This is a genomic window from Aeromonas bivalvium, assembly GCF_000819765.1.
In the GTDB taxonomy this organism is placed as follows: Bacteria; Pseudomonadota; Gammaproteobacteria; order Enterobacterales; family Aeromonadaceae; genus Aeromonas; species Aeromonas bivalvium.
This window is the reverse complement of sequence record NZ_CDBT01000027.1, coordinates 25,467-45,776: the sequence shown is the minus strand read 5'-3', so window position 1 is coordinate 45,776 and position 20,310 is coordinate 25,467. Positions and strand designations below refer to the sequence as shown.

Here is a 20,310-nt window from a genome sequence, read left to right as displayed (position 1 = left end):
GGGGCGGGATCACTTATAATCCCCCGCCAATTTGAGCCAGCCCAGAGGTCAGTCCCATGTCCCGTCCCAGCGATCGCAGCGCCGCGCAAGTGCGCCCGGTTACCATCACCCGCAACTTCACCAAGCATGCGGAAGGATCTGTGCTGGTGGAGTTCGGCCACACCCGCGTGCTGTGCACCGCCAGCGTCGACACCAGCGTGCCGCGCTTCCTGAAAGGCAAGGGTCAGGGCTGGGTCACCGCCGAGTACGGCATGCTGCCGCGCTCCACCCATTCGCGCATGAACCGCGAGGCGGCTGCCGGCAAGCAGAGCGGTCGCACCCTGGAGATCTCCCGGCTGATCGCCCGCTCCCTGCGCGCCGCCGTGGACCTGACCGCCCTGGGCGAGCACTCCATCACGGTGGACTGTGACGTGCTGCAGGCCGACGGCGGCACCCGCACCGCCGCCATCACGGGCGCCTGCGTGGCCTTGGTGGACGCGCTGAACTGGATGGTCGAGAAGGGCATGCTCAAGCAGAGCCCGCTCAAGCAGATGATCGCCGCCGTCTCCGTCGGCATGTATCAGGGCGAAGCCATCTGCGATCTGGAGTATGTGGAAGACTCCGCCGCCGAGACCGACATGAACGTAGTGATGACCGAAGACGGCCGCATCATAGAGGTGCAGGGCACCGCCGAGGCCGAGCCCTTCACCCACGAGGAGCTGCTGGCGATGCTGGCGCTGGCCAAGGGCGGCATCGACGACATCATAGCGCTGCAGAAGCAGGCGCTCGCTTGAATTTCTGATTTGAAAAACGCGGCATTGACCGCGTTTTTTTATACCCCCACACCAGTCAACGACAAGCCAAGCAAGGAGCCAGAATGAAAGCCTACCAGCGTCAATTTATCGAGTTCGCCCTGGAGAAACAGGTTCTCAAATTCGGTGAATTCACCCTGAAATCCGGCCGCAAGAGCCCCTACTTCTTCAACGCCGGCCTGTTCAACAGCGGCCGCGACCTGGCCCGCCTCGGCCGCTTCTATGCCGCCGCCCTGATGGATGCCGGCATCGAATTCGACGTGCTGTTTGGCCCGGCCTACAAGGGGATCCCCATCGCCTCCGCCACCGCGGTGCAACTGGTGGAGCAGCACGACGTGGACGTGCCCTGGTGCTTCAACCGCAAGGAGGCCAAGGATCACGGCGAGGGCGGCAATCTGGTGGGCAGCCCGCTCAAGGGGCGCATCATGCTGGTGGACGATGTCATCACCGCCGGGACCGCCATCCGCGAATCCATGGATCTGATCCAGGCCAACGGCGCCTCCCTGGCCGGGGTGCTGATCGCCCTGGACCGTCAGGAGAAGGGCAAGGGCGAGCTCTCCGCCATCCAGGAAGTGGAGCGTGACTACGGCGCCCACATCATCGCCATCATCCAGATGAGCGATTTGATCCAGTATCTGGAAGAGAAGCAGGCCGAGCAGCCGGAGCTGGCGGCGCAACTGGCGGCCATGAAGGCCTATCGCGCCCAATACGGCATCTGACGGCGGTTGGCGCCATCAGCATAAAAAAAGCCGCTCATCGAGCGGCTTTTTCATGGTCAGGCGACCTGCTTTTGCATGTGCAGCGCCATCTGCGGGAAGGGGATCTCGATGCCTTCTGCATCGAAGGCCAGCTTCACCTTCTCGTGGAAATCGAACCAGACGCCCCAGTAGTCGGCGGTCTTGACCCAGGGGCGCACCACGATATTGACCGAGGAGTCGGCCAGGGCACCGACGGCGATGGTGACGGCCTGATCCTTCAGGATACGGGGCTCCTCGCTGATCAGCCGCTCCAGCAGCTGCTTGGCCTTGCGCAGATCAGAGCCATAGCCGATGCCGAAGGTCATGTCGACCCGACGGGTGTCCATGCGCGAGTAGTTGACTATGTTGCCGTTGAGGATGGCGGAGTTGGGCACCACCACCATCTTGTTGTCCGGCGAGGTGAGGGTCGTGGTGAACAGCTGTACCGACTGCACCGATCCTGAGGTGCCAGCCACCTCGATGAACTCACCGGCCTTGATGGGGCGGAAGATGATCAGCAGGAAGCCGGCGGCAAAGTTGGAAAGGGAGCCTTGCAGCGCCAGACCGATGGCCAGGCCGGCGGCACCGATAATGGCGACGAAGGAGGCGGTCTGCACCCCGACCCGGCCCAGGGCGGCGATGACGACGAACACCAGCAGGGCATACTTGAGCACGCTGCCGACGAAGTGGGTCACGGTAGTGTCGAGGTTGCGGGCCTTCATGACGCGCTCGACGCCGTTGCTGATCAGGTTGGCGGCGAGATAACCGATGAGCAGGGTGACCAGGGCGGCGGCGATGTTGACGCCGTACTCGATGAGCAGACCCTGATTGTTGACCAGCCAGGTTTGCGCTTCGGCAATGATTTCGGGTTCCATAGAACTTCCTGTGGGTTAATTCATCAAAACGTCGGACTATAGCAGCATGGTGCGACAACCTGGGTCGCAGGTGGTCGAGACCCGTTCAGTTCTGCCATAAAACAAGGAGAAGGCCAAGGGCCTCCTCTCATATAGGCAGAGTCAGCTCTGCAGCAGCTGGCTGCGGATGAACTGCCACTGATCTTCGAAATCCGCCGTTGGCTTGAGCTTGAACTCGGAGCGCACGAACTGGCTGATCCGGCCCTCGGTATAGGCCAGCAGCAGGTTGGCCAGCATGGTCTCGTCCAGCTGAAAGCCCTGCCCCTCCCGCAACCGCTTCTCCCGCAGCACCTGCTTGAGCTGGGTCTCCAGCTTGTCGAACAGGATGCTGATGCGGTCCCGCAGCCTGTCATGCTCCCCCAGCAGGGCATCGCCATTGAGGATGCGGGTGATGCCCGGGTTGCGCTCTGCAAACACCAGCAGCAGCTGCAGTATGTGGTGGCAGCGGGCCATGGTGTCCTTCTCGTCGGCCAGGATCATGTTGACCCGTGACAGCAGGGAATCCTCGATGAAGTCGATCAGCCCCTCAAACATCCGTGCCTTGCTGGGAAAGTGACGATAGAGGGCCGCCTCCGAGACACCCACCTCGGCCGCGAGCCGGGCCGTGGTGATGCGCTGACCCGGGCTGGTCTCCAGCATGTGGGCGAGCGCCTGCAGGATCTGGTCGCGTCGACTCTGTTTCTGATTACTGCTTGCCATGGATTCCCCTAAAAAAACAATGGCTTGATTCTGTTATTTAGCGCCGCAGCCAGGGGCTGCGCCGGGTCTTGTTATTGGCGACCAGAAGAACCAAAACCGCCTTCACCTCGCTCGCTCTGATTGAACTCATCGACCAATTGGAAGCGAGCCTGAACCACTGGCAGGATCACCAGCTGGGCGATGCGCTCGCCGGGCTGAACGGTGAAGCTGTCGTTGCCCCGGTTCCACACCGAGATCATCAGCTGTCCCTGGTAGTCGGAATCGATGAGACCGACCAGGTTGCCCAGCACGATACCGTGCTTATGGCCGAGGCCGGAGCGGGGCAAGATGGTAGCGCACAGACCCGGATCCTGAATATGGATGGCGAGGCCGGTGGGGATAAGGGTGGTTTCACCCGGTGCCAGCGTGATGGCCTGATCGAGCAGGGCACGCAGATCCATGCCGGCTGAACCCGGTGTGGCATAGGCGGGCAGGGGAAATTCGGTGCCGATGCGGGCATCCAGGATCTTCAGTTCAATTTGTGTCGTCATGAATCATTTTTCAATGGGATCGCCCGGGGGCGATCGGGTGGTTCAGTAGGCGCTTACGTGAGCGCCCGGGATCTTCGACGCCATCGGTGTCGTCATGAACCGTTTTTCAATGGGATCGCCCGGGGGCGATCGGGTAGTACTGCGGGAGCCTGCGGGGCTCCCGGCATGTTCAATGGGCTCATGATCGATAATGGTGCGCAATCAGGGCGACAAGATGACGGGCCAGTGTCAGCTTGTCGGCCAGGGGCAGGGTGGCCTGCCCTCCTTGCCAGAAAACGGCGAGGGCGTTGTCATCGGCATTGAAGCCCTGCCCGGCTTGGGAGACATCGTTGGCGGCGATCATGTCCAGCCGCTTTCGTCGCAATTTATCGAGGGCGTATTGTTCCACATCCACGGTTTCGGCGGCAAATCCCACGGTAAACGGCTTTTCGGCCAGGGCGCCCACGGCGGCGATGATGTCGGGATTCTTGACCAGGGCCAGGGTCATCTGATCGTTGTCGCCGCTCTTCTTGATCTTCTGAGGAGCCACCTGCGCCGGACGATAATCCGCCACGGCGGCGCAGCCGATGAAGAGATCGCACGCGCCGACCCGGCTCATCACTGCCTGGTGCATCTGCTGAGCGCTCTCCACGTCGATCCGCTCGACCCCCTGTGGCGTGGCCAGGGCGACGGGTCCGCTCACCAGAGTGACGTCGGCGCCTGCCTCACGGGCGGCGCGAGCGATGGCATAGCCCATCTTGCCGGAGCTGTGGTTGCTGATGTAACGCACCGGATCCAGGGCCTCCCGGGTCGGCCCTGCGGTGAGTAGCAATGTGACCCCCGCCAACAGCGGTTCGACGGCCAGCTGCTGGCAGCAGCGCTCCACCAGTGCCAGGGGATCCAGCATGCGACCCGGGCCCACGTCGCCGCAGGCCTGGCTGCCGGAATCCGGCCCCCACAGCAGGATGCCGCGGCTGGCCAGGGTCTTGAGGTTGGCCTGGGTGGCGGCGTTGAGATACATCTGCTGGTTCATGGCGGGTGCCAGTGCCACTTGGGCCGGCGTCGCCAGGCAGAGGGTGGTGAGCAGCTCGTCTGCCATACCGGCCGCCATGCGGGCCATCAGGTTGGCACTGGCCGGGGCGATCAGGATCAGATCGGCCCACTTGGCCAGCTCGATGTGGCCCATGCCCGCCTCGGCGGCGGGGTCGAGCAGGCTATCGGCGACGGGGTGGCCAGAGACCGCCTGCAGGGTCAGCGGGGTGATGAACTCCTTGGCGGAGCGGGTCATCACCACCCGCACCTCGGCACCCTGATCTTTCAGGCGGCGCACCAGTTCGGCACTCTTGTAGGCGGCAATGCCGCCGCTGATCCCCAACAGGATGCGTTTATCGGCCAATCTCATCTGCTTTGCTTCCGGCTCGTTTCTGACTGGTCGGCTAAGATAACACAGCCTGAGGGTGACGACAGAGGCTGACATGGACGACTTGTGGTCAGGCTCTCGCCAAACGTTGCCCGGTTTCGCTCGGCGGTACAGGGAGGGTGACATATGAGTATCAAAGAGTGGCCAGAAGGGGAGCGTCCGCGGGAGAAGTTGTTGCTGCAGGGGGCGGCGGGACTCTCCGACGCCGAGCTGCTGGCGATCTTCCTGCGCACCGGGGTCAGTGGCCTGAGTGCCGTGGATCTTGCGCGCCAGTTGTTGGGGGAGTTTGGTTCGCTGCGGGCATTGCTGGGGGCCGATCAGCAGCTGTTCTGCGCCGCCCATGGCCTGGGGCCAGCCAAATATGCCCAGTTGCAGGCGGTGCTCGAGATGGGCCGGCGTCATCTTGCCGAGCAGCTGCAGCGGGGGGATGCGCTCACCTCGCCCCAGCTGACCCGGGACTATTTGCAGGCCCAGCTGCGGGACCGGCCGCGGGAGGTGTTTGCCCTGCTGCTGCTCGACAACCAGCACAGGGTGATCAAGTTTGTCGAACTTTTTTACGGCACCCTGGATTCGGCGAGTGTCTGGCCCAGAGAAATCGTGCAGATAGCACTCAAACATAATGCAGCGGCCGTCATTCTGGCGCATAATCACCCGTCTGGCGTGGCCGAGCCCAGTCGGGCCGACCGTCAGATCACAGATCGTATCTTGGCCGCCCTGGCCCTGATCGATATCAGAGTGCTGGATCACTTGGTGATCGGTGACGGCATCACGGTTTCTTTTGCAGAGCGTGGTTGGTTATAACCGGGCTCTGGCTCTGTATTAGTTGATCTTTGATCACGGATGCTGTATAAAATGCCGCCTTCTGTTTGCCCCGCAATCGAAGGCCAGCGGGGCAGATATTTGCTCGAGCAATGAAGTAAGATTTGGAGAGACTGACATGTCTAGAGTATGCCAAGTAACCGGCAAGCGCCCGGCAGTTGGTAACAACCGTTCGCACGCTAACAACGCTACCAAGCGTCGTTTCCTGCCGAACCTGCACACTCACCGTTTCTGGGTTGAGAGTGAAAAACGCTTCGTAAGCCTGCGCGTATCCGCAAAAGGCATGCGTATCATCGACAAGCGCGGCGTTGAAGTGGTTCTGGCTGAACTGCGTGCCAGCGGCGTTAAGGTATAAGGAATTAGATCATGGCTAAAGGTATTCGCGATAAGATTCGCCTGAACTCCAGCGCCGGTACTGGTCACTTCTATACCACTACCAAGAACAAGCGCACCATGCCCGAAAAAATGGAGATCAAGAAATTTGATCCCGTGATTCGTCAGCATGTGATCTACAAAGAAGGCAAAATCAAGTAATCACTTGGTTTTGTTGCAAAAGCCCGGCCTAGTGCCGGGTTTTTTTATGGCCCAAATTCAGTACACTGCCGACTCGAACGGAGGCTTGTCATGGTAAAACTGAGCCGTAAAGGCTGGAACAACGTCATCATAGTGGCGGTATTGGCGGTGATAGTGCTGCTGCATCGCCTCGAGCAGGCCCAGCAGGAAAACAGTGCCCAGCGGCACCATGGCCTGTTGCCTGACAGTGCCGTGGTACTCAGTTGGCAGGGCCCGAGCTGGCGCGTTGAGCGGATTGGGCAGGGCTGGCGCAGCGTGCCGGATCTGGGGCTGGACAGCAGTGCCCTGGCCGGTCGGATCGCGCAATGGCAAGGCTGGCAGCTGCCGTCGAGTGACCCGCTGCGCGGCGCGCCGGTCGAGGTGGCCGTCTGGCTGGCGGGCCAGGGAGAGCCGATGACTCTGGCGCTCTATCAGGACAATGGCCGCTATGCCGTTCGTCTGGCGCAAGATCGCTGGCTGGCCCTCTCCGCCGATCAGTATCGTGACCTGCTCAAACCCGCACCCTGACCCCAAAGAGGACGAGATGCCCGAATTACCCGAAGTCGAAGTCAGCCGCCAGGGCATTTCCCCCTGGCTCACCGGCATCCAGGTCACCCGTGTGGTGGTGCGAGACGGCCGCCTGCGCTGGCCGGTGCCAGGTGAAATCCAGGAGTTGGTGAACCTCACCATCCACAGGGTCAGTCGCCGCGCCAAGTACCTGCTGCTGGAGACCGACTTCGGCACCGCCATCCTGCACCTTGGCATGTCCGGCAGCCTGCGGGTGCTGGACATCGGCACCCCGGCCGAGAAGCACGATCACGTGGACATAGAGCTCGCCAACGGCAAGCTGCTGCGGCTCAACGACCCGCGCCGCTTCGGGGCCCTGCTCTGGACCCGTGAGCCGGCCGAGGCCCACGCCCTGCTGGCCAAGCTGGGGCCCGAGCCGCTGACCGACGCCTTCAACGCCGACTATCTGCGGGAGCGGGCCAGGGGGCGCAGCACCGCCATCAAGACCTTCCTGATGGATAATCATGTGGTGGTCGGGGTGGGCAACATCTACGCCAACGAGGCGCTCTATGCCGCCAGCATCCATCCCAAACGGGCGGCGGGCGAGGTGAGCGGCGAGCGATTGACGACCCTGGTGGCCGAGATCAAGCGGGTGCTGGCGGCGGCCATTGTCCAGGGGGGCACCACCCTCAAGGACTTCACCAGCGCCGATGGCAAGCCCGGTTACTTCGTGCAGCAATTGCAGGTCTATGGCCGTGGGGGCCAGCCCTGCCACCAGTGTCAGCAGCCCTTGACCGAGATCCGCATCGGCCAGCGCACCACAGTGTTCTGCAGCCAGTGTCAGCATTGACAAGGGACTTATTTGGAGAAGTTGTAAGCAAGTGTTGCCAGCCGATTGCAGTGCGCGGCCGTCAATCCTAGGATCGCCCCCCATTCAGGTGGCAGGAGATCCGGTTATGACGAGCAAGGCCCTCTTCGGCTGGGAGCAACTCTCCCGCCAACCCCGCTATGGCGCCCTGGCCATGGCCCGTTATCTTTACCCGGACGGTGGCCGCCGCCTGGGCTTCAAGCGCGGCAAGTTCGTGCTGCGCAGCCTGCTCTATCGCCGCGCCATGATCCAGGTGTTCGAGCTGTTTCGCAGCGAGCCGCTCAAGGCGCTGCCCGCCCAGTACCCCGAACTGCTCGACAAACCCCTGCGCCCCTATCGGTTTGCCAGCGCCAGTGCGCGGCAGCGGGCGAGCATGCTGATTGAACACTACCGGCTGTTGCAACAATGCTATCCGGCATTGATTGCCCCCCTCTACCTGGGGGAGGGGGTGACCCTGGGACATTATCCCCTAAGCGGCTGTCGCATCGTGCTGCGCCATGACGGCACCTTTAGGCGGGAGGCCGAGCTGGCCGTCTCCATCGTGGATCCGCAGGGTCGACGTCTCTACAGCTGCGCCTTCTCCCTCGCGGGCCAGGCCGATGCCCTCAGCCTGGTGATCGGCTCGGTACAGGGGCCGGAGCCCGATGTCCCGCAGGCCCAGGAGCGGGTGCGCGAGCTGACCAAGGAGGGCCACGGTCTGCGGCCCAAGTCGCTGGTGGTGATGCTGGTGATGGTGATGGCGGAAGCCATGGGGGTCGTCAGGGTCAATGCGGTGCGCAAGCGGGCCCATGTGTTCCAGGCCAGGCGTTACAGCAGCAAGCAGAAGGCCCATTTGCAGGCCGATTATGATGAGTTGTGGCAGGAGTTTGGCGCCCAGGTGCTGGATGCCAACTTCGTGACCCTGGCCCCGGTGGTGCGCAAGCCGCTGACGGAGATCGCTTCCAAGAAGCGGGCCATGTACCGGCGTCGCTACGAGTGGCTGGATGCCCTGACGCTCGCCTGTCGGGAACGGTGGCAGCGGGAGGCATGATGCAGAGCGGGCTCGGGCCCGCTCTGCTTTTTAGGGGATCAGGGCTTGGTCAGCTTGGCGGCGATGGCCCGGGCGACCCTGGGGTCGACGAACTGGTGGATGTCGCCGCCATGCAGGGCCACCTCCTTCACCAGGCTCGACGAGATGAAGGAGTTCTCCTCGGCCGGGGTGAGGAAGACGCTCTCGAGCTCCGGCATCAGACGGCGATTCATGTTGGCGAGCTGAAATTCGTATTCGAAGTCGGAGACGGCGCGCAGGCCCCGGATCAGCACGTTGGCGTTTTGCTCCCGGGCGAAGTTGACCAGCAGACCTGAAAAGCCTACCACCTTGACGTTGCCAAGATGGGCCGTGACCTCGCTGGCCAGGGCGACCCGCTCGGCCAGATCGAACAGCGGCCGCTTGCTCGGGCTGTTGGCCACCCCGACCACGACTTCATCGAACAGGCTGGCGGCCCGCGCCACCAGATCGGTGTGGCCATTGGTGATGGGGTCGAAGGTCCCCGGATAGATAACCCTGGTGCTCATATGATGACGTCCTGCAACCGGAAAATTGCTGGCATTATAAGGTCGTCGCTTGAGAATAGCAGTGCATCAGGCAAGAATACCCCATCGCGCATTCAGCCTTCCCGCCTTGGGTGTGGGGAGCAAAGGGATCTTTTATGAAACGCATTCTGGTTGTTCGCAATGACAAGATTGGTGACTTCATGCTGGCCTGGCCGAGTTTTGCCATGCTCAAGCGCTCCATGAACTGTCATGTGACTGCCCTGGTGCCCGGCTATACTGCGCCGCTGGCACGGCTCTGCCCCTGGATTGACGAGGTGATCCTGGATCCGGGTGCCCACGCCGACAAGGAGCAACAGCGCGCTCTGCTGGCCCGCATCAAGGCGGCCGCCTTCGATGCCTCCATCTGCCTGTTCTCCAACACCCGCAACGCCAAGCTGGTGTGGAAGGCCCACATTCCCTACCGGCTCGCCCCGGCCACCAAGCTGGCCCAGGTGCTCTACAACCAGCGCCTGGTGCAGCGCCGCTCCCGCTCCCAGAAGCCGGAATATGAGTACAACCTCGACCTGATCCGTCATTTCCTGGCCGATCAGCAGGCGAGCGTGGTCGAGCCGCAGGCGCCCTATCTGGCGTTCGAACCCCAGCAGCTGGCCAGGGTGCGTGCCGAAACCGCCGGCAAGCTGGGCCTGGATGTGGCGCGTCCCTGGCTGATGGTGCACGCGGGCAGTGGTGGCTCGGCCAACAACCTCTCCATTGCGCAATATGCCCGGCTCATCATCAAGCTCAATCAGGCCTGCCCCGAGTTGCAGTGCGTGCTGACCGCCGGGCCCGGGGAGGAGACCAAGGCCGAGCAGCTGGCGGCCGAGCTGCTGGCCCATGGTGGCAACGGCTGGATTTATCGCTCCGACGAGGGGTTGCCCAAGTTCTGTCAGGTGCTGGCCAATGCCGCCCTGTTCATGGCGGGCAGCACGGGGCCGCTGCACATCGCGGCTGCCCTGGATGTGCCGACCGTGGGCTTCTTCCCGGCGCACCGCTCGGCCCGGCCGCTGCGCTGGCGCCCGCTCAACCAGGAGGGACGCCACCTGGCATTCAGCCCGCCCGAGGACAGCGATCATCCAGAGGACATGAGTCAGCTCGATCCCAAGACCATGGCCGGCGCCATCGCGCACTGGGGCAAGGCGCTCTGGCAACCCACCTGACGGGGACACAGCAGAAGGGCCCTGACGGGCCCTGAATGATGCTGCTTTTGAGGTCGTTCAGACCACGGGGTTTTCCCAGTCCTTCTTGGGCGGCTGCAACCGCTGCTGGCAGAAATAGGCCTGACGGATCAGCTTGGAGGCCATGGTGATGCCCAGCATGATGAGGCCGCGCTTGCCATCGAGGAAGGCGCGCTGACGAATGCCGTGGCGCCAGAGCACGTCGATGATGCACCAGATGAAGTCGTACCAGCGACCCCCCTTCATCTCGCGGCCCACGGCACGCTCGGCGTAGCGCTGGGCCCGCAGTACCGCATCCTTGATGTCGGCATAGGAGTCGTGGCGGCAGATGCCCTTGAGTTTGTCGACCTTGCCGTCCGTGACCAGCTTGTCGTGATAGAGGTCCATCTTGCCCTCCATCCGCCACTGATCGCTGCGCACCAGACGCAGGCGCCACTCCGGCTGATACATGTGGTGGAGCCAGCCGCCGAGGAACCAGATCTTGCGCTGGAATTCCCAGGCGCTGATGGCGGGGTCGTCTTCGCGCAGCACCCGCTCCATGTCGCTCCTGAGTTCGGGCTCGAGGGATTCGTCGGAGTCGAGAAGCAGGATCCACTTGGCCGGGGCACACTGTTCCATGGCGAAGACTTTCTGCTTGAGCGGGCCTGGCCAGGGGCGTTCGATGACGATGCAGCCTCGCTCGGCCGCATATTCCCGGGTTCCGTCGGTGGAGCCGGAGTCGACCACCACTATGCGTTGCGCCAGCCCCTGCACGCTATCGAGCACCATGGGCAGGCAGCGCATGCTGTTGAAGGTGGTCAGCGCCACCGCCAGGGTGACAGGTTGTTGTTGTTCCATGGAAATAACCGGCGAAGGAAGGTGAGCCACATTCTATCCTGATTCAAGTTTGGTGGGCAAAGTTTGACTTGCCGCTGGGGGTCACGGAAAATCGCCGATTATCCCTTGCTCGCTTGGCATGGGCTGCGCCGCTTTATGGCAGTGCTGGTCGATTTGTTGGCAGCCAAGATGACTTTTTATCCCGATACGGGGGCTTCTCGCCCCCGTCGTGACCCTTCTGTCCGCCAAGGGGCGGGTATTTGCCGCGCCGGGCGGGCCTATCGGTAGCTCACCGAGTGACCGACGTTATTCCTTGATGAGATGATGCATGAACTCCAAGCGTTTCGTTTTTGTGATTGAAGATTTGTATGGTGGTGGCGCGCAAAAGTCTCTCATCAACACGGCGGAAGGGCTGCGTCAGCGCGGTCACAAGGTGACTGTCTTCATACTGCGCGACCTGATCGAACATCGTCTGCCGCCTGAGCTGGAGGTGATCAACCTGGCTCTGGTCAATGGCGTCACCAAGGCCATCTCCAATGTGCTGGTCGAAAAATGGCAAGCCTGGCGTATCGCCAGGGCCATCCGTCGCCTCGCGCCGGATGTGGTGCTCTCCTGCTCCTGTGACAAGATCACCCGCCACCTCGATCACCCCAACCTCTGGTTCTGGGTGAAGAGCAACATGCTCGCCTCCCGCTACACCCCCAAGGCCAAGGCCAAAGCCAAAGCCAAGCTGCAGCGCTTCTATAACGGCCGCAAGGTGATCGGTTGCTCCCAGGGGGTGGTGGAAGGTTTGTTGCAGGATGCCGAACTCACCCCGGAGCGGATCCTCGCCATTTATAACCCCTACGAGCGGGAAGGTTTCGTGCGCATGGCCGCCGAGCCGGCCGACCTGCCCGCCGGGGAGTATCTGATCAATGTGGGCACCTTCGAACATCGCAAGCGCCACGACCGGCTGCTGCGTGCCTATCGGGCCAGCGGGGTGCAGACGCCCCTGCTGCTGCTGGGCAAGGGCAAGCCGGAGGAGGAGGCCAGGGTACGGGAGCTCATCGGCGAACTTGGCCTGACATCCAGGGTGATACTGCCCGGCTACCAGACCAATCCCTATCCCTACATCAAGCACGCCAAGGCGTTGATCCTCACCTCGGATGGGGAGGGGTTGCCGAGAGTGCTGATTGAATCTCTCTTTCTCGGCACCCCGATCGTGAGTGTCGATTGTCCGTCCGGTCCCAAAGAGATACTGAGTGGCGAGCTGGCGGCCTTCTTGGTGCCGCTGCAAGACGAGGCGGCCCTGGCCGACGCCATCGCCCGCATGGATGCCGCCCCCGTCACCATCACGGCGGATTACTATCAGCCCTTCCTCGCCGAGAGCGTCTTGCCTCAGTTCGAGGCCTTGTCACTGGTTGAGCGAGTATAAAACTTGAATAACAACATAATAAGAAAAATGGATGCAGGGTGGAGCGGGGTCGAGGGGGATGGAATCTCACCCTACCTGAGGGGGCTGGGTGTTGCCTGCCTGCTGACCTATGCCCTTTGCCGGATCTGGTTTGGCGGGGTCGGCAAGGCAATGGAGGTGGGGTTTCTGGCCATGACCCTGCTGCTGATGCTGACCTCCCACAGGCGCATGGCCCTCGATACCTATTTCAAGTTTGTCCTGCTGGCGGTGCTGGTGCAGCTGCTCCCCTGGTGTCTGGGGATGCTGGCGCCGACCGTCATCTCCAGCCCGAACCCCCACCTCGATCGCCTGACCAAGATTTTCTTCTTCTTCGCCACCGCCATATTGCTGGCGGGCAGGTTGCGCAACGTCTTCTGGTTGTGGGGCATAGCCGCGCTGGGACTCCTGTTTGCCGTGCTGGGCTCATCGGTTGATTGGATGGTATGGCAGCAGGGCATGGCGGGCTTGCGGGTCGACTTTGGCATCCGCAACGCCCAGCATGTGGCCATGTACTTCGGCACCCTGATGCTCGGCTGTTTCTGCTTCAGTCAGCGCTGGCTGGCGGCCGGCCCGCGGCTCTGGTGGCGATTGCCGCTCTGGCTTGGCACCCTGGCGGTGGCGGCGCTGGGGATCATGGTGACCCAGACCCGAGCCATCTTCCTTGCCATCTTTCTGGCGCTGCTGCTGGCCCTCATGTTCTGGATCTGGCTCAAGCGTCCCCGCTGCTGGCTGCTCGGCCTGCTGCTCGCGGCCACGGCCCTGCTGTGCGTGACCCTGGGGGAGCGCGGCATCGCTCACGTGGAGCAGCGCTACGAGCAGGAGGCCCCTGTCATCCAGCAACTGCTGCGAGGCGACTGGGACGATATCCCCTACACCAGTGTCGGGGTTCGGGCCAACACCTGGAAGGTGGCCGCCGAGAAGATCATGGAACGGCCCTGGTTCGGTTGGGGTTCCCAGGCCCGCAGTCGGGTGATTGCCCACTCCGATGCCCTGCCTGACTGGGTCAAGCAGCAGTTTGGCCATCTGCACAACTATTTCCTCGAGGTGCAGCTCAGCTACGGCCTGGCTGGCACCTTGCTGCTGGTGGCCCTGGCCGGGGCCATTGGTCGGGATTGCTGGCTGACCTGGCGGGCGGGTCTGATGCCGACCGATGTGTTGGTATTCGGCTTCTGCTTCTTCGTGTTCTGGGTCATCGTCAACAACTTCGAGTCCTACATGTCGTTTGGCACGGGCACCTTCGTGTTCAACATCATAGTCGGGGGCCTGGTGACCCTTTGCTGGCGTCGCCGCTATCCCCGCGGTCTGGCGGATGCTGCCAGATGAAGCGCATTCTCATCATATTGCGTCGCCTGCAACAAGGGGGCATAGAGCAGGCCAGCATTACCCTGGCCAATGCCATGGCCGCACAGGGCCACGAGGTGCATATCTGGGTACTGCGCGGGGACGCCAGACTGAGTCCGGATCCTGCCGTGCAACTGCACGCCGGGGGCGACATAGAGCGCGACGCCAGACGTGGCCTGGCCGGGCTGGGTTGGGATCTGCTGGGGCGCGGCTTGCTCAGGCATCTGCTGCCGGGATCCGGGTTCGTCTGGACCGGCTGGCGCACCAGCGCCCTGGCCAGAGAGCGGATCGCCGAGATGGAGGCCCGATTCGGCTCCTTCGATCAGATCCTGATCCGGGGCCAGGGGGCGTTCGAACTGTTATGGGATCTGCGCGATCCCCGCTGCTGGCAGCTGGTGGAGGGACCCTCCTCCAAGCTCAGGGGCTATCGCCTCGGTGGCTGGCTCACGGCCAAGCTGTTTCAGGACAAGCAGGTGATCTGTGTCTCCCATGGCATCGCCAAGGTGCTGCAGCAGACCCTGTCCCACTTCTCGGTGCGGCCGGTCCGTCAGACGGTGATCCACAACGGTGTCCCCCTGGCACGGGTGCGCCAGCTGGCGCAGTCTGCTCCCGACCCCATGATCGAGGGCCCCTTCCTGGTGCATGTGGCGCGGCTGGTACCGGTCAAGGACCAGGGCCTGCTGCTGCGGGCATTCAAGCGGGCGCAGCTGGACTGCAAGCTGGTGATCATCGGCGAGGGCAGCGAGCGTGCCGCCCTGGAGCGGCAGGTGTCGTCCCTGGGGCTGGATGGCAGGGTGATCCTGCTGGGTCACAGGGACAACCCCTATCCCTGGGTCGCCCGTGCCGAGGCTTTCGTGCTCAGCTCCCGCACCGAGGGGCTGGGACTGGTGCTGATTGAAGCGCTTGCCTGCGGCACCCAGGTGGTGGCTACCGATGTGCCCGGCGGCATCCGCGAGGTGCTGATCGAGGAGCAGACCCGTTTGCTGTCGCCAGCCGATGAGGTAGCCCTGGCCGCCAAGATGAGCGAGGCGCTGGCCGACCCGGTCCGGATCCAGCCTCACTGGGTCGAACGCTTCGATGATGGCGAGATAGCCAGGCGTTTCCTCGCCCTCATTCAGGATTAAATCATGACGACACAGGATCATCGCTATCCCCTGGCCCCGAGCTGGGTTTCCCCCGTCAAGCTGTCACCGGATGGCAGGCTGGATGTGGCCACCCCGGGTGAGCTGACCCATCACACCCTGTTGCTGGAATTTGATTATGAGGCGACCCACAAGCGGCGCCAGGGGTGCCTGCGTATCGATGCCGACGGGGTCAGCAGTGAGCAATATTTCGAAGCGAACCAGCGGGGCAGGCGCTTTCTCAACCTGACGGGGTTGGGCGAGCTGGATCGGGTGCGACTGCAGGCCATCGACTGCCGCTGGCAGGAGCAGGCCCGCCTGCTGGCCTTCGCCAATCCGGCGCTGGCGGATGGCCCTGTGCTCATTCTCTCTCCCCATCCGGACGATGCGGAGCTGGCCGCCTTCGGGCTCTACAGCGACCATGCCGAGCGCAGCTGGATAGTGACCCTGAGTGCGGGGGAGAAGCTCGGTCGGCTGGATCGCCAATACATCCCGGGTCTGGACGCGGATCTGCCGAGCGCCTCGGCGCGCAAGGGGGTGATCCGGGCCTGGAACAGCGTGACGACCCCGCTGCTGGCCGGGGTGAGCGCCGCCCGCCTGTACTGCCTCGGCTATTTCAACGACAGCCTGGCAAGGCTGGTGGCCGACCCGGAGGCCAGGGTGGCCCATGGCCAGCTGCCCGCGCTGACCCCGGCGCCATTTCGGCGCTGGAATCCCCGGCCGTTGCCGGGAGATGAGCAGCCTGGCAACCAGGGGGCGCTGCTGTTGGCCGATCTGGCCGCCCTGCTGACTCACATCAGGCCGAGTACAGTGCTGGTGACCCATCCCGAAGTGGATCCCCATGGGGATCATGTGGCCACGGCGCGTGCCCTGGCCCTGGCGATCCGGCGCAGCGGCCAGGTGCCGGCCCGGGTGTTGCTCTATGCCAATCACCTGCGCCGGGTCCATGATTTCCCCTATGGACCCGAACATGCGGGCACCACGCTGCCTCCCTGGCAGCAGGAGACCTCGCCGCTGGGACCCTGGCGTTGCTACAGCCACCCGTTGTCGCTGGCCCGCCAGAAGGAGAAGGTGGTGGCTATGGAGACGATGCACGACCTGCACGCCAAGGACAGGTTGGAGAAACGATTCAAGCGCTGGTGGGGGCGCACCGTCAGACGGGACGGTTATCATCACTATGGTCTGCACAGCTATTTTCAGACCCATATCAAGGCCCATGAGGTGTTCAGCTGGGTGGCCGGCGAAGACTTCGTCAGGGGCGTGTTGCAAGACGCAGGAACAGAACAAGCATGAAGATATTGGTGATCGGCCCCTCCTGGGTCGGGGACATGGTGATGTCCCAGAGCCTCTACAAGGCGATCAAGACCAACCACCCTGGCTGCGAGCTGCACGTGATGGCGCCGGCCTGGTGTGGCGCCCTGCTCGCGCGCATGCCGGAGGTGGACAAGGCGGTGCCCATGCCCCTCGGCCACGGTGACTTCAAGCTGGGGGAGCGGCGCCGGCTGGGCAAGCAGCTGGCCGCAGAGCATTACGATCAGGCCATCATCCAGCCCAACTCCTTGAAGTCGGCGCTCATCCCCTGGTTTGCCAGGATACCGTTGCGGACCGGCTGGAAGGGGGAGCACCGTTTCGGCCTGCTCAACGACCTGCGCAGCAACAAATCCGCCTTCCCGCTGATGGTGGAGGCCTATCTGGCCCTGGCTTACCCCAAGGCGCAGATGAAGAGCCGGGCCGACATCCCGGCCATTCCCCACCCGGCCCTGAATGTCGATCTCATCAACCAGAGCAAGGCGCTGGAGCGACTCGGGCTGGACACTGCCCGCCCCGTGCTGGTGCTCTGTCCCGGGGCCGAATTCGGCCCCGCCAAGCGCTGGCCGGAGCGCCACTACGCGGCCGTGGCCCAGATCCGGCTCGACGAGGGCTGGCAGGTGTGGATCTTCGGTTCGGGCAAGGATGTGGAGGTGGCCAACCAGATCCGGGCCAGCCTCAACCCCCGCAGCCAGGGTCACTGCCATGTGCTGGCAGGCAAGACCAGCCTGCATGAGGCGATCGACCTGATGGCCCTGGCCCGCCAGGTCATCTCCAACGACTCGGGCCTGATGCATATAGCCGCGGCCCTGAACCGGCAGCTGATCGGCGTCTATGGCTCCACCTCGCCGCTCTATACGCCGCCCCTGGCGGACAGGGTGGAGATAGTGCACACCGATATAGAGTGCCGTCCCTGCTTCAAGCGCACCTGCAAGTTCGGCCATCTGAAATGCCTCAACGATCTGCCGCCCGAGCAGGTGATCGAGGCCGGCAAGCGGCTGGAGCAGGGCGATTGATGGGCTATCGACTGCTCTACAACCTCTTGATCCATCTGGGCCTGCCCCTGGCACTGCTGGCGCTCTACCGACCCAGGCGTGGCAAGCCCGGGTTCGGGGCGCGCTGGCGAGAGCACCTGGGGTGCGCGACGCCGACCGGGCAGGAGGCGCCGCTCTGGATCCATGCGGTCAGTGTGGGAGAGACCCTCGCCATCAGCCCGCTCATCCGGGCCCTCAAGGCCGAACGCCCCGATCTGCCGATCCTGCTCACCACCACCACCCGCACCGGCGCCGAGCAGGCGGCCAGGCTCGGGGATCTGGTGATGCATCGCTATGCCCCCCTCGACTACCCCTGGGCCGTTTCACGGTTTCTGGCCACCTTCAAGCCTCGCGCGCTCTGGGTGATGGAGACCGAGCTGTGGCCGAACTGGCTGGCGGCCTGCGAGGCACGTCACCTGCCGGTGACCATCATCAATGCCCGGCTCTCCGAGCGCTCCTGCGGGCGTTACCGTCGCTTTCAGGGGGCCTTCGATGCCCTGAGTCGCCCCCTTGGTCTGCTGCTCTGCCAGCATCAGGACGACGCGGATCGCTTCCATCGACTCGGCATCGGCCGGGAACGGCTGGCGGTGACCGGTTCCATCAAGTTCGACATCCAGTTCGGCGACGAGGTGCTGAGCAAGGGGCGAGCCCTGCGCCAGGCGCTGGGCCGGGATCGACCGGTCTGGATCGCCGCCAGCACCCATCAGGGCGAGGATGAGCAGGTGCTGGCCGCTTTCGACCGGGTACGGCTCACCCACCCTTCGGCCTTGCTGATCCTGGTGCCCCGCCATCCGGAGCGCTTCGATCGGGTGGCCGAGCTGTGCGCCCCTTACGGCTGTGTGCGGCGCAGCAGCGGCGACCCGATCCGCGAGGAGGACGGCGTCTATCTGGGGGATACCATGGGAGAGCTGCCGTCGATGCTGGCGGCAGCCGACGTGGCCTTCATGGGGGGCAGTCTGGTCGGTGTGGGCGGCCACAACCTGCTGGAGCCCGCAGCGTTGGGCAAGCCTTGCCTGACGGGGCCCCACTATTTCAACTTCAACGACATCACTCGCCAGCTGGTGGAGCGGGGCGGCGCCAGCGTGGTGGCAAGCCGTGACGAGCTGGGGGAGAAGGTGAGCGCCCTGCTGGCCGATGAACACCAGCGCCGCGAGCGGGGGGAGCAGGCCCGCGCCGTGGTGCTGCGCAATCAGGGAGCGCTGGCTCGCACCCTGTCCCGTTGCCTGGACGGGCTCGACTGAATTTCCCGGCCGGGGAGCCGTCCACCGCACACTGGCGAGCCCCATTTTTCTGGATAGACTTTGAGAGCGGGTGCACTGTCCAAGGAGAATGAGCATGGGTGGACACAAGCCGGATTACGAGCTCGACGATGACTGGGAGCCGGAATCCTGGGAGGAGCAGCTGGAAGATCTGGACGACGACAGTTGGCAGTTTGACGACGACTTCGACGACCAGTGATGCCAGCGGTAAACAAATCAGGCGGGCCAAGGGCCCGCCTGATTTGTTGGTGATAGGTGAACACCGGACTTGGTGGCCGGAGACTGGCTCGCTAGAATGAAAGCCCGAATGACGCTCAAGGATCAAGATGCGCCCATTACTCATGCTCTGCGCCGCCGCTCTGCTCGGCGGCTGCGTCTCCAACTCGGACGATCCGTGCGAGCAACCCTGGGATGGGGTGGGAGAGGCCGATGGCAAGCTGGGGTTCACCGCCCAGCGGGTGGAATTTCACCAGACCCGGTGCGGCGACAGGGTCGATGATGCCTTGTGGTCACAGGGTCACCAGAAGGGGCTCGCCTGGTACTGTCGCCCAGAGCACCTCTATCTGGCGGGCCGCACCGGGGAGGAGTATCGCGGCGTCTGCCCCAACGATGCCCAGGCGCGCAAGCTGTTCGCCCAGGGCAGGCAGGGTTGGACGGATCAGTAGCCCGGCCGGATCCGCTCGTCAGGGCAATCCGCCTCCGCGGGAGGCGAGGGGGGCGGGTTACTTCTCCTTGAGCCGCAAGGGCTGGCAGAGGTAAGCCTTGTCGTTGGCGCTGCGGGCGCACTTGCCACAGACGAACTTGGGCTTGCGTACTATCTTGCGCAGTGCCTTGAGATCGAACGGTATCTCGTGGCGGCGCCATTCACACAGGGTCTTGTTGCCCATCCGCGTCGATCACCTTGGCTTATGACTTCGCCGTATTCTAATCAATTTGCATTGCGAATACAGGCACCGGCCTCACTGATAGAGATACTTGGTGAAGATCAGTTCCTTGACCGCCTTCTTGCCCGTCTCGCGCACCAGCAGCTCATTGACCCTGGCCTCGCACTCCTTGCGCAGCTCTTCACGGCTGGCGAGGGACTTGATCTGCTCGGCAGTCTTGCTGCCCATCAGGCGGATGATGGCGTCGCGGATCAGGGGGTCGTGCACTTCCAGCAGCTTGAGGTCTCCGTGATTATCGGCCATCAGCTCGACCGTGACCCTCACATAGCCCAGGGTCTTACCCTCGCTCAGATAGTTGGTGATGATGTCGGGCTCCATCGGGTGGTAGGCGACCCCATCCTGTTGAGCGGTGGCGTCGGCGGCGGGATCTGCCGCCCAGACCGGGCTGGCCAGGAGGGCGAGCAGCAAGGGGACAAGCTGGCGAACGCGTTGCGATACATTGGGCATGGTAGGGACTCAGACTGGTGAGATGCCCCATTTTTGATGTTGGCC

At 63.4% G+C, this 20,310-nt stretch carries 25 protein-coding genes; 17 read left to right on the top strand and 8 right to left on the bottom strand.

Annotation, left to right across the window (positions count from 1 at the left end):
• The first annotated feature begins 56 nt into the window (after positions 1 to 56).
• Together rph and pyrE are read left to right on the top strand one after the other, a co-directional pair.
• Positions 57 to 773 carry a ribonuclease PH gene (gene rph, locus BN1119_RS10315; RefSeq protein ID WP_041997563.1) on the top strand — a complete coding sequence of 239 codons (717 nt, stop codon included), beginning with the start codon at positions 57 to 59 and terminating at the stop codon, positions 771 to 773.
• A gap of 83 nt (positions 774 to 856) precedes the next feature.
• Positions 857 to 1,510 (top strand): orotate phosphoribosyltransferase, encoded by a 654-nt coding sequence (pyrE, locus tag BN1119_RS10310; protein WP_010676102.1) that lies wholly within the window; start codon positions 857 to 859, stop codon positions 1,508 to 1,510.
• A gap of 56 nt (positions 1,511 to 1,566) precedes the next feature.
• Here pyrE and mscS read toward each other — a convergent pair whose 3' ends face one another.
• From mscS to coaBC, 4 genes are all read right to left on the bottom strand, one after another.
• A complete protein-coding gene (mscS, locus tag BN1119_RS10305; protein ID WP_041997558.1) occupies positions 1,567 to 2,403 on the bottom strand; it encodes a small-conductance mechanosensitive channel MscS in 837 nt (278 codons plus the stop codon).
• Between the two features lie 141 nt (positions 2,404 to 2,544).
• On the bottom strand, positions 2,545 to 3,141 hold the full coding sequence (gene slmA, locus BN1119_RS10300; RefSeq protein ID WP_041997555.1) for a nucleoid occlusion factor SlmA: 597 nt from the start codon (positions 3,139 to 3,141) through the stop codon (positions 2,545 to 2,547).
• A gap of 71 nt (positions 3,142 to 3,212) precedes the next feature.
• A complete protein-coding gene (gene dut / locus BN1119_RS10295) occupies positions 3,213 to 3,671 on the bottom strand; it encodes a dUTP diphosphatase (protein WP_041997552.1) in 459 nt (152 codons plus the stop codon).
• A 178-nt stretch (positions 3,672 to 3,849) separates the two neighbouring features.
• Complete coding sequence (gene coaBC, locus BN1119_RS10290; protein WP_041997550.1) at positions 3,850 to 5,052, bottom strand: bifunctional phosphopantothenoylcysteine decarboxylase/phosphopantothenate--cysteine ligase CoaBC; 1,203 nt, start codon at positions 5,050 to 5,052, stop codon at positions 3,850 to 3,852.
• A gap of 144 nt (positions 5,053 to 5,196) precedes the next feature.
• Between coaBC and radC the strand changes: the two genes are divergently transcribed.
• The 6 genes from radC (at position 5,197) to BN1119_RS10265 (ending at position 8,846) form a co-directional block, all read left to right on the top strand.
• Entirely contained in the window at positions 5,197 to 5,871 is a 675-nt protein-coding gene (gene radC, locus BN1119_RS10285) for a RadC family protein (protein WP_041997546.1), read from the top strand.
• Between the two features lie 136 nt (positions 5,872 to 6,007).
• Complete coding sequence (gene rpmB, locus BN1119_RS20010; protein WP_005307492.1) at positions 6,008 to 6,244, top strand: 50S ribosomal protein L28; 237 nt, start codon at positions 6,008 to 6,010, stop codon at positions 6,242 to 6,244.
• Between the two features lie 11 nt (positions 6,245 to 6,255).
• Positions 6,256 to 6,423, top strand: coding sequence for a 50S ribosomal protein L33 (gene rpmG, locus BN1119_RS10280; RefSeq protein WP_005323752.1), 168 nt, complete (start codon positions 6,256 to 6,258; stop codon positions 6,421 to 6,423).
• Between the two features lie 90 nt (positions 6,424 to 6,513).
• Entirely contained in the window at positions 6,514 to 6,969 is a 456-nt protein-coding gene (locus BN1119_RS10275) for a hypothetical protein (protein ID WP_041997541.1), read from the top strand.
• A gap of 16 nt (positions 6,970 to 6,985) precedes the next feature.
• Entirely contained in the window at positions 6,986 to 7,798 is an 813-nt protein-coding gene (mutM, locus tag BN1119_RS10270) for a bifunctional DNA-formamidopyrimidine glycosylase/DNA-(apurinic or apyrimidinic site) lyase (RefSeq protein ID WP_041997538.1), read from the top strand.
• 172 nt (positions 7,799 to 7,970) lie between these two features.
• On the top strand, positions 7,971 to 8,846 hold the full coding sequence (locus tag BN1119_RS10265; protein WP_041997620.1) for a VirK/YbjX family protein: 876 nt from the start codon (positions 7,971 to 7,973) through the stop codon (positions 8,844 to 8,846).
• Between the two features lie 38 nt (positions 8,847 to 8,884).
• Here the strand turns inward: BN1119_RS10265 and coaD are convergent, their stop codons facing one another.
• On the bottom strand, positions 8,885 to 9,370 hold the full coding sequence (gene coaD / locus BN1119_RS10260; RefSeq protein WP_041997535.1) for a pantetheine-phosphate adenylyltransferase: 486 nt from the start codon (positions 9,368 to 9,370) through the stop codon (positions 8,885 to 8,887).
• 134 nt (positions 9,371 to 9,504) lie between these two features.
• On the opposite strand from coaD, the gene BN1119_RS10255 reads away from it, so the two are divergent.
• Positions 9,505 to 10,545, top strand: a complete 1,041-nt coding sequence (locus BN1119_RS10255) for a glycosyltransferase family 9 protein (RefSeq protein WP_041997532.1) — start codon at positions 9,505 to 9,507, stop codon at positions 10,543 to 10,545.
• Between the two features lie 57 nt (positions 10,546 to 10,602).
• Here BN1119_RS10255 and BN1119_RS10250 read toward each other — a convergent pair whose 3' ends face one another.
• Entirely contained in the window at positions 10,603 to 11,400 is a 798-nt protein-coding gene (locus BN1119_RS10250) for a glycosyltransferase family 2 protein (protein WP_041997529.1), read from the bottom strand.
• A gap of 307 nt (positions 11,401 to 11,707) precedes the next feature.
• Here BN1119_RS10250 and BN1119_RS10245 point away from each other — a divergent pair, with 307 nt between their 5' ends.
• From BN1119_RS10245 to BN1119_RS10215, 8 genes are all read left to right on the top strand, one after another.
• Positions 11,708 to 12,793: a glycosyltransferase gene (locus tag BN1119_RS10245; protein ID WP_041997526.1), complete on the top strand. Its 1,086-nt coding sequence runs from the start codon at positions 11,708 to 11,710 to the stop codon at positions 12,791 to 12,793.
• 27 nt (positions 12,794 to 12,820) lie between these two features.
• On the top strand, positions 12,821 to 14,134 hold the full coding sequence (locus BN1119_RS10240; protein WP_052448050.1) for an O-antigen ligase family protein: 1,314 nt from the start codon (positions 12,821 to 12,823) through the stop codon (positions 14,132 to 14,134).
• On the top strand, positions 14,131 to 15,276 hold the full coding sequence (locus BN1119_RS10235; protein WP_041997524.1) for a glycosyltransferase: 1,146 nt from the start codon (positions 14,131 to 14,133) through the stop codon (positions 15,274 to 15,276). The genes BN1119_RS10240 and BN1119_RS10235 overlap by 4 nt, the downstream gene beginning before the upstream one ends.
• 3 nt (positions 15,277 to 15,279) lie before the next feature.
• Positions 15,280 to 16,566, top strand: coding sequence for a PIG-L deacetylase family protein (locus BN1119_RS10230; protein WP_052448049.1), 1,287 nt, complete (start codon positions 15,280 to 15,282; stop codon positions 16,564 to 16,566).
• Complete coding sequence (gene waaF / locus BN1119_RS10225; protein ID WP_041997521.1) at positions 16,563 to 17,597, top strand: lipopolysaccharide heptosyltransferase II; 1,035 nt, start codon at positions 16,563 to 16,565, stop codon at positions 17,595 to 17,597. The genes BN1119_RS10230 and waaF overlap by 4 nt, the downstream gene beginning before the upstream one ends.
• A complete protein-coding gene (waaA, locus tag BN1119_RS10220) occupies positions 17,597 to 18,856 on the top strand; it encodes a lipid IV(A) 3-deoxy-D-manno-octulosonic acid transferase (protein ID WP_041997520.1) in 1,260 nt (419 codons plus the stop codon). Before waaF ends, waaA begins: the two co-directional genes overlap by 1 nt.
• A 94-nt stretch (positions 18,857 to 18,950) precedes the next feature.
• The gene (locus tag BN1119_RS21025) at positions 18,951 to 19,073 is read left to right on the top strand and encodes a hypothetical protein (RefSeq protein ID WP_258955580.1); all 123 of its coding nucleotides are present in this window, start codon (positions 18,951 to 18,953) and stop codon (positions 19,071 to 19,073) included.
• 127 nt (positions 19,074 to 19,200) lie between these two features.
• A complete protein-coding gene (locus BN1119_RS10215) occupies positions 19,201 to 19,539 on the top strand; it encodes a DUF2799 domain-containing protein (protein WP_041997518.1) in 339 nt (112 codons plus the stop codon).
• Between the two features lie 57 nt (positions 19,540 to 19,596).
• On the opposite strand, the gene BN1119_RS20000 is transcribed toward BN1119_RS10215, so the two are convergent.
• Positions 19,597 to 19,761, bottom strand: coding sequence for a hypothetical protein (locus BN1119_RS20000; RefSeq protein WP_084205403.1), 165 nt, complete (start codon positions 19,759 to 19,761; stop codon positions 19,597 to 19,599).
• Positions 19,762 to 19,833: 72 nt separating this feature from the next.
• Positions 19,834 to 20,265, bottom strand: a complete 432-nt coding sequence (locus tag BN1119_RS10210) for a flagellar basal body-associated FliL family protein (RefSeq protein ID WP_084205402.1) — start codon at positions 20,263 to 20,265, stop codon at positions 19,834 to 19,836.
• Positions 20,266 to 20,310: the final 45 nt, after the last annotated feature.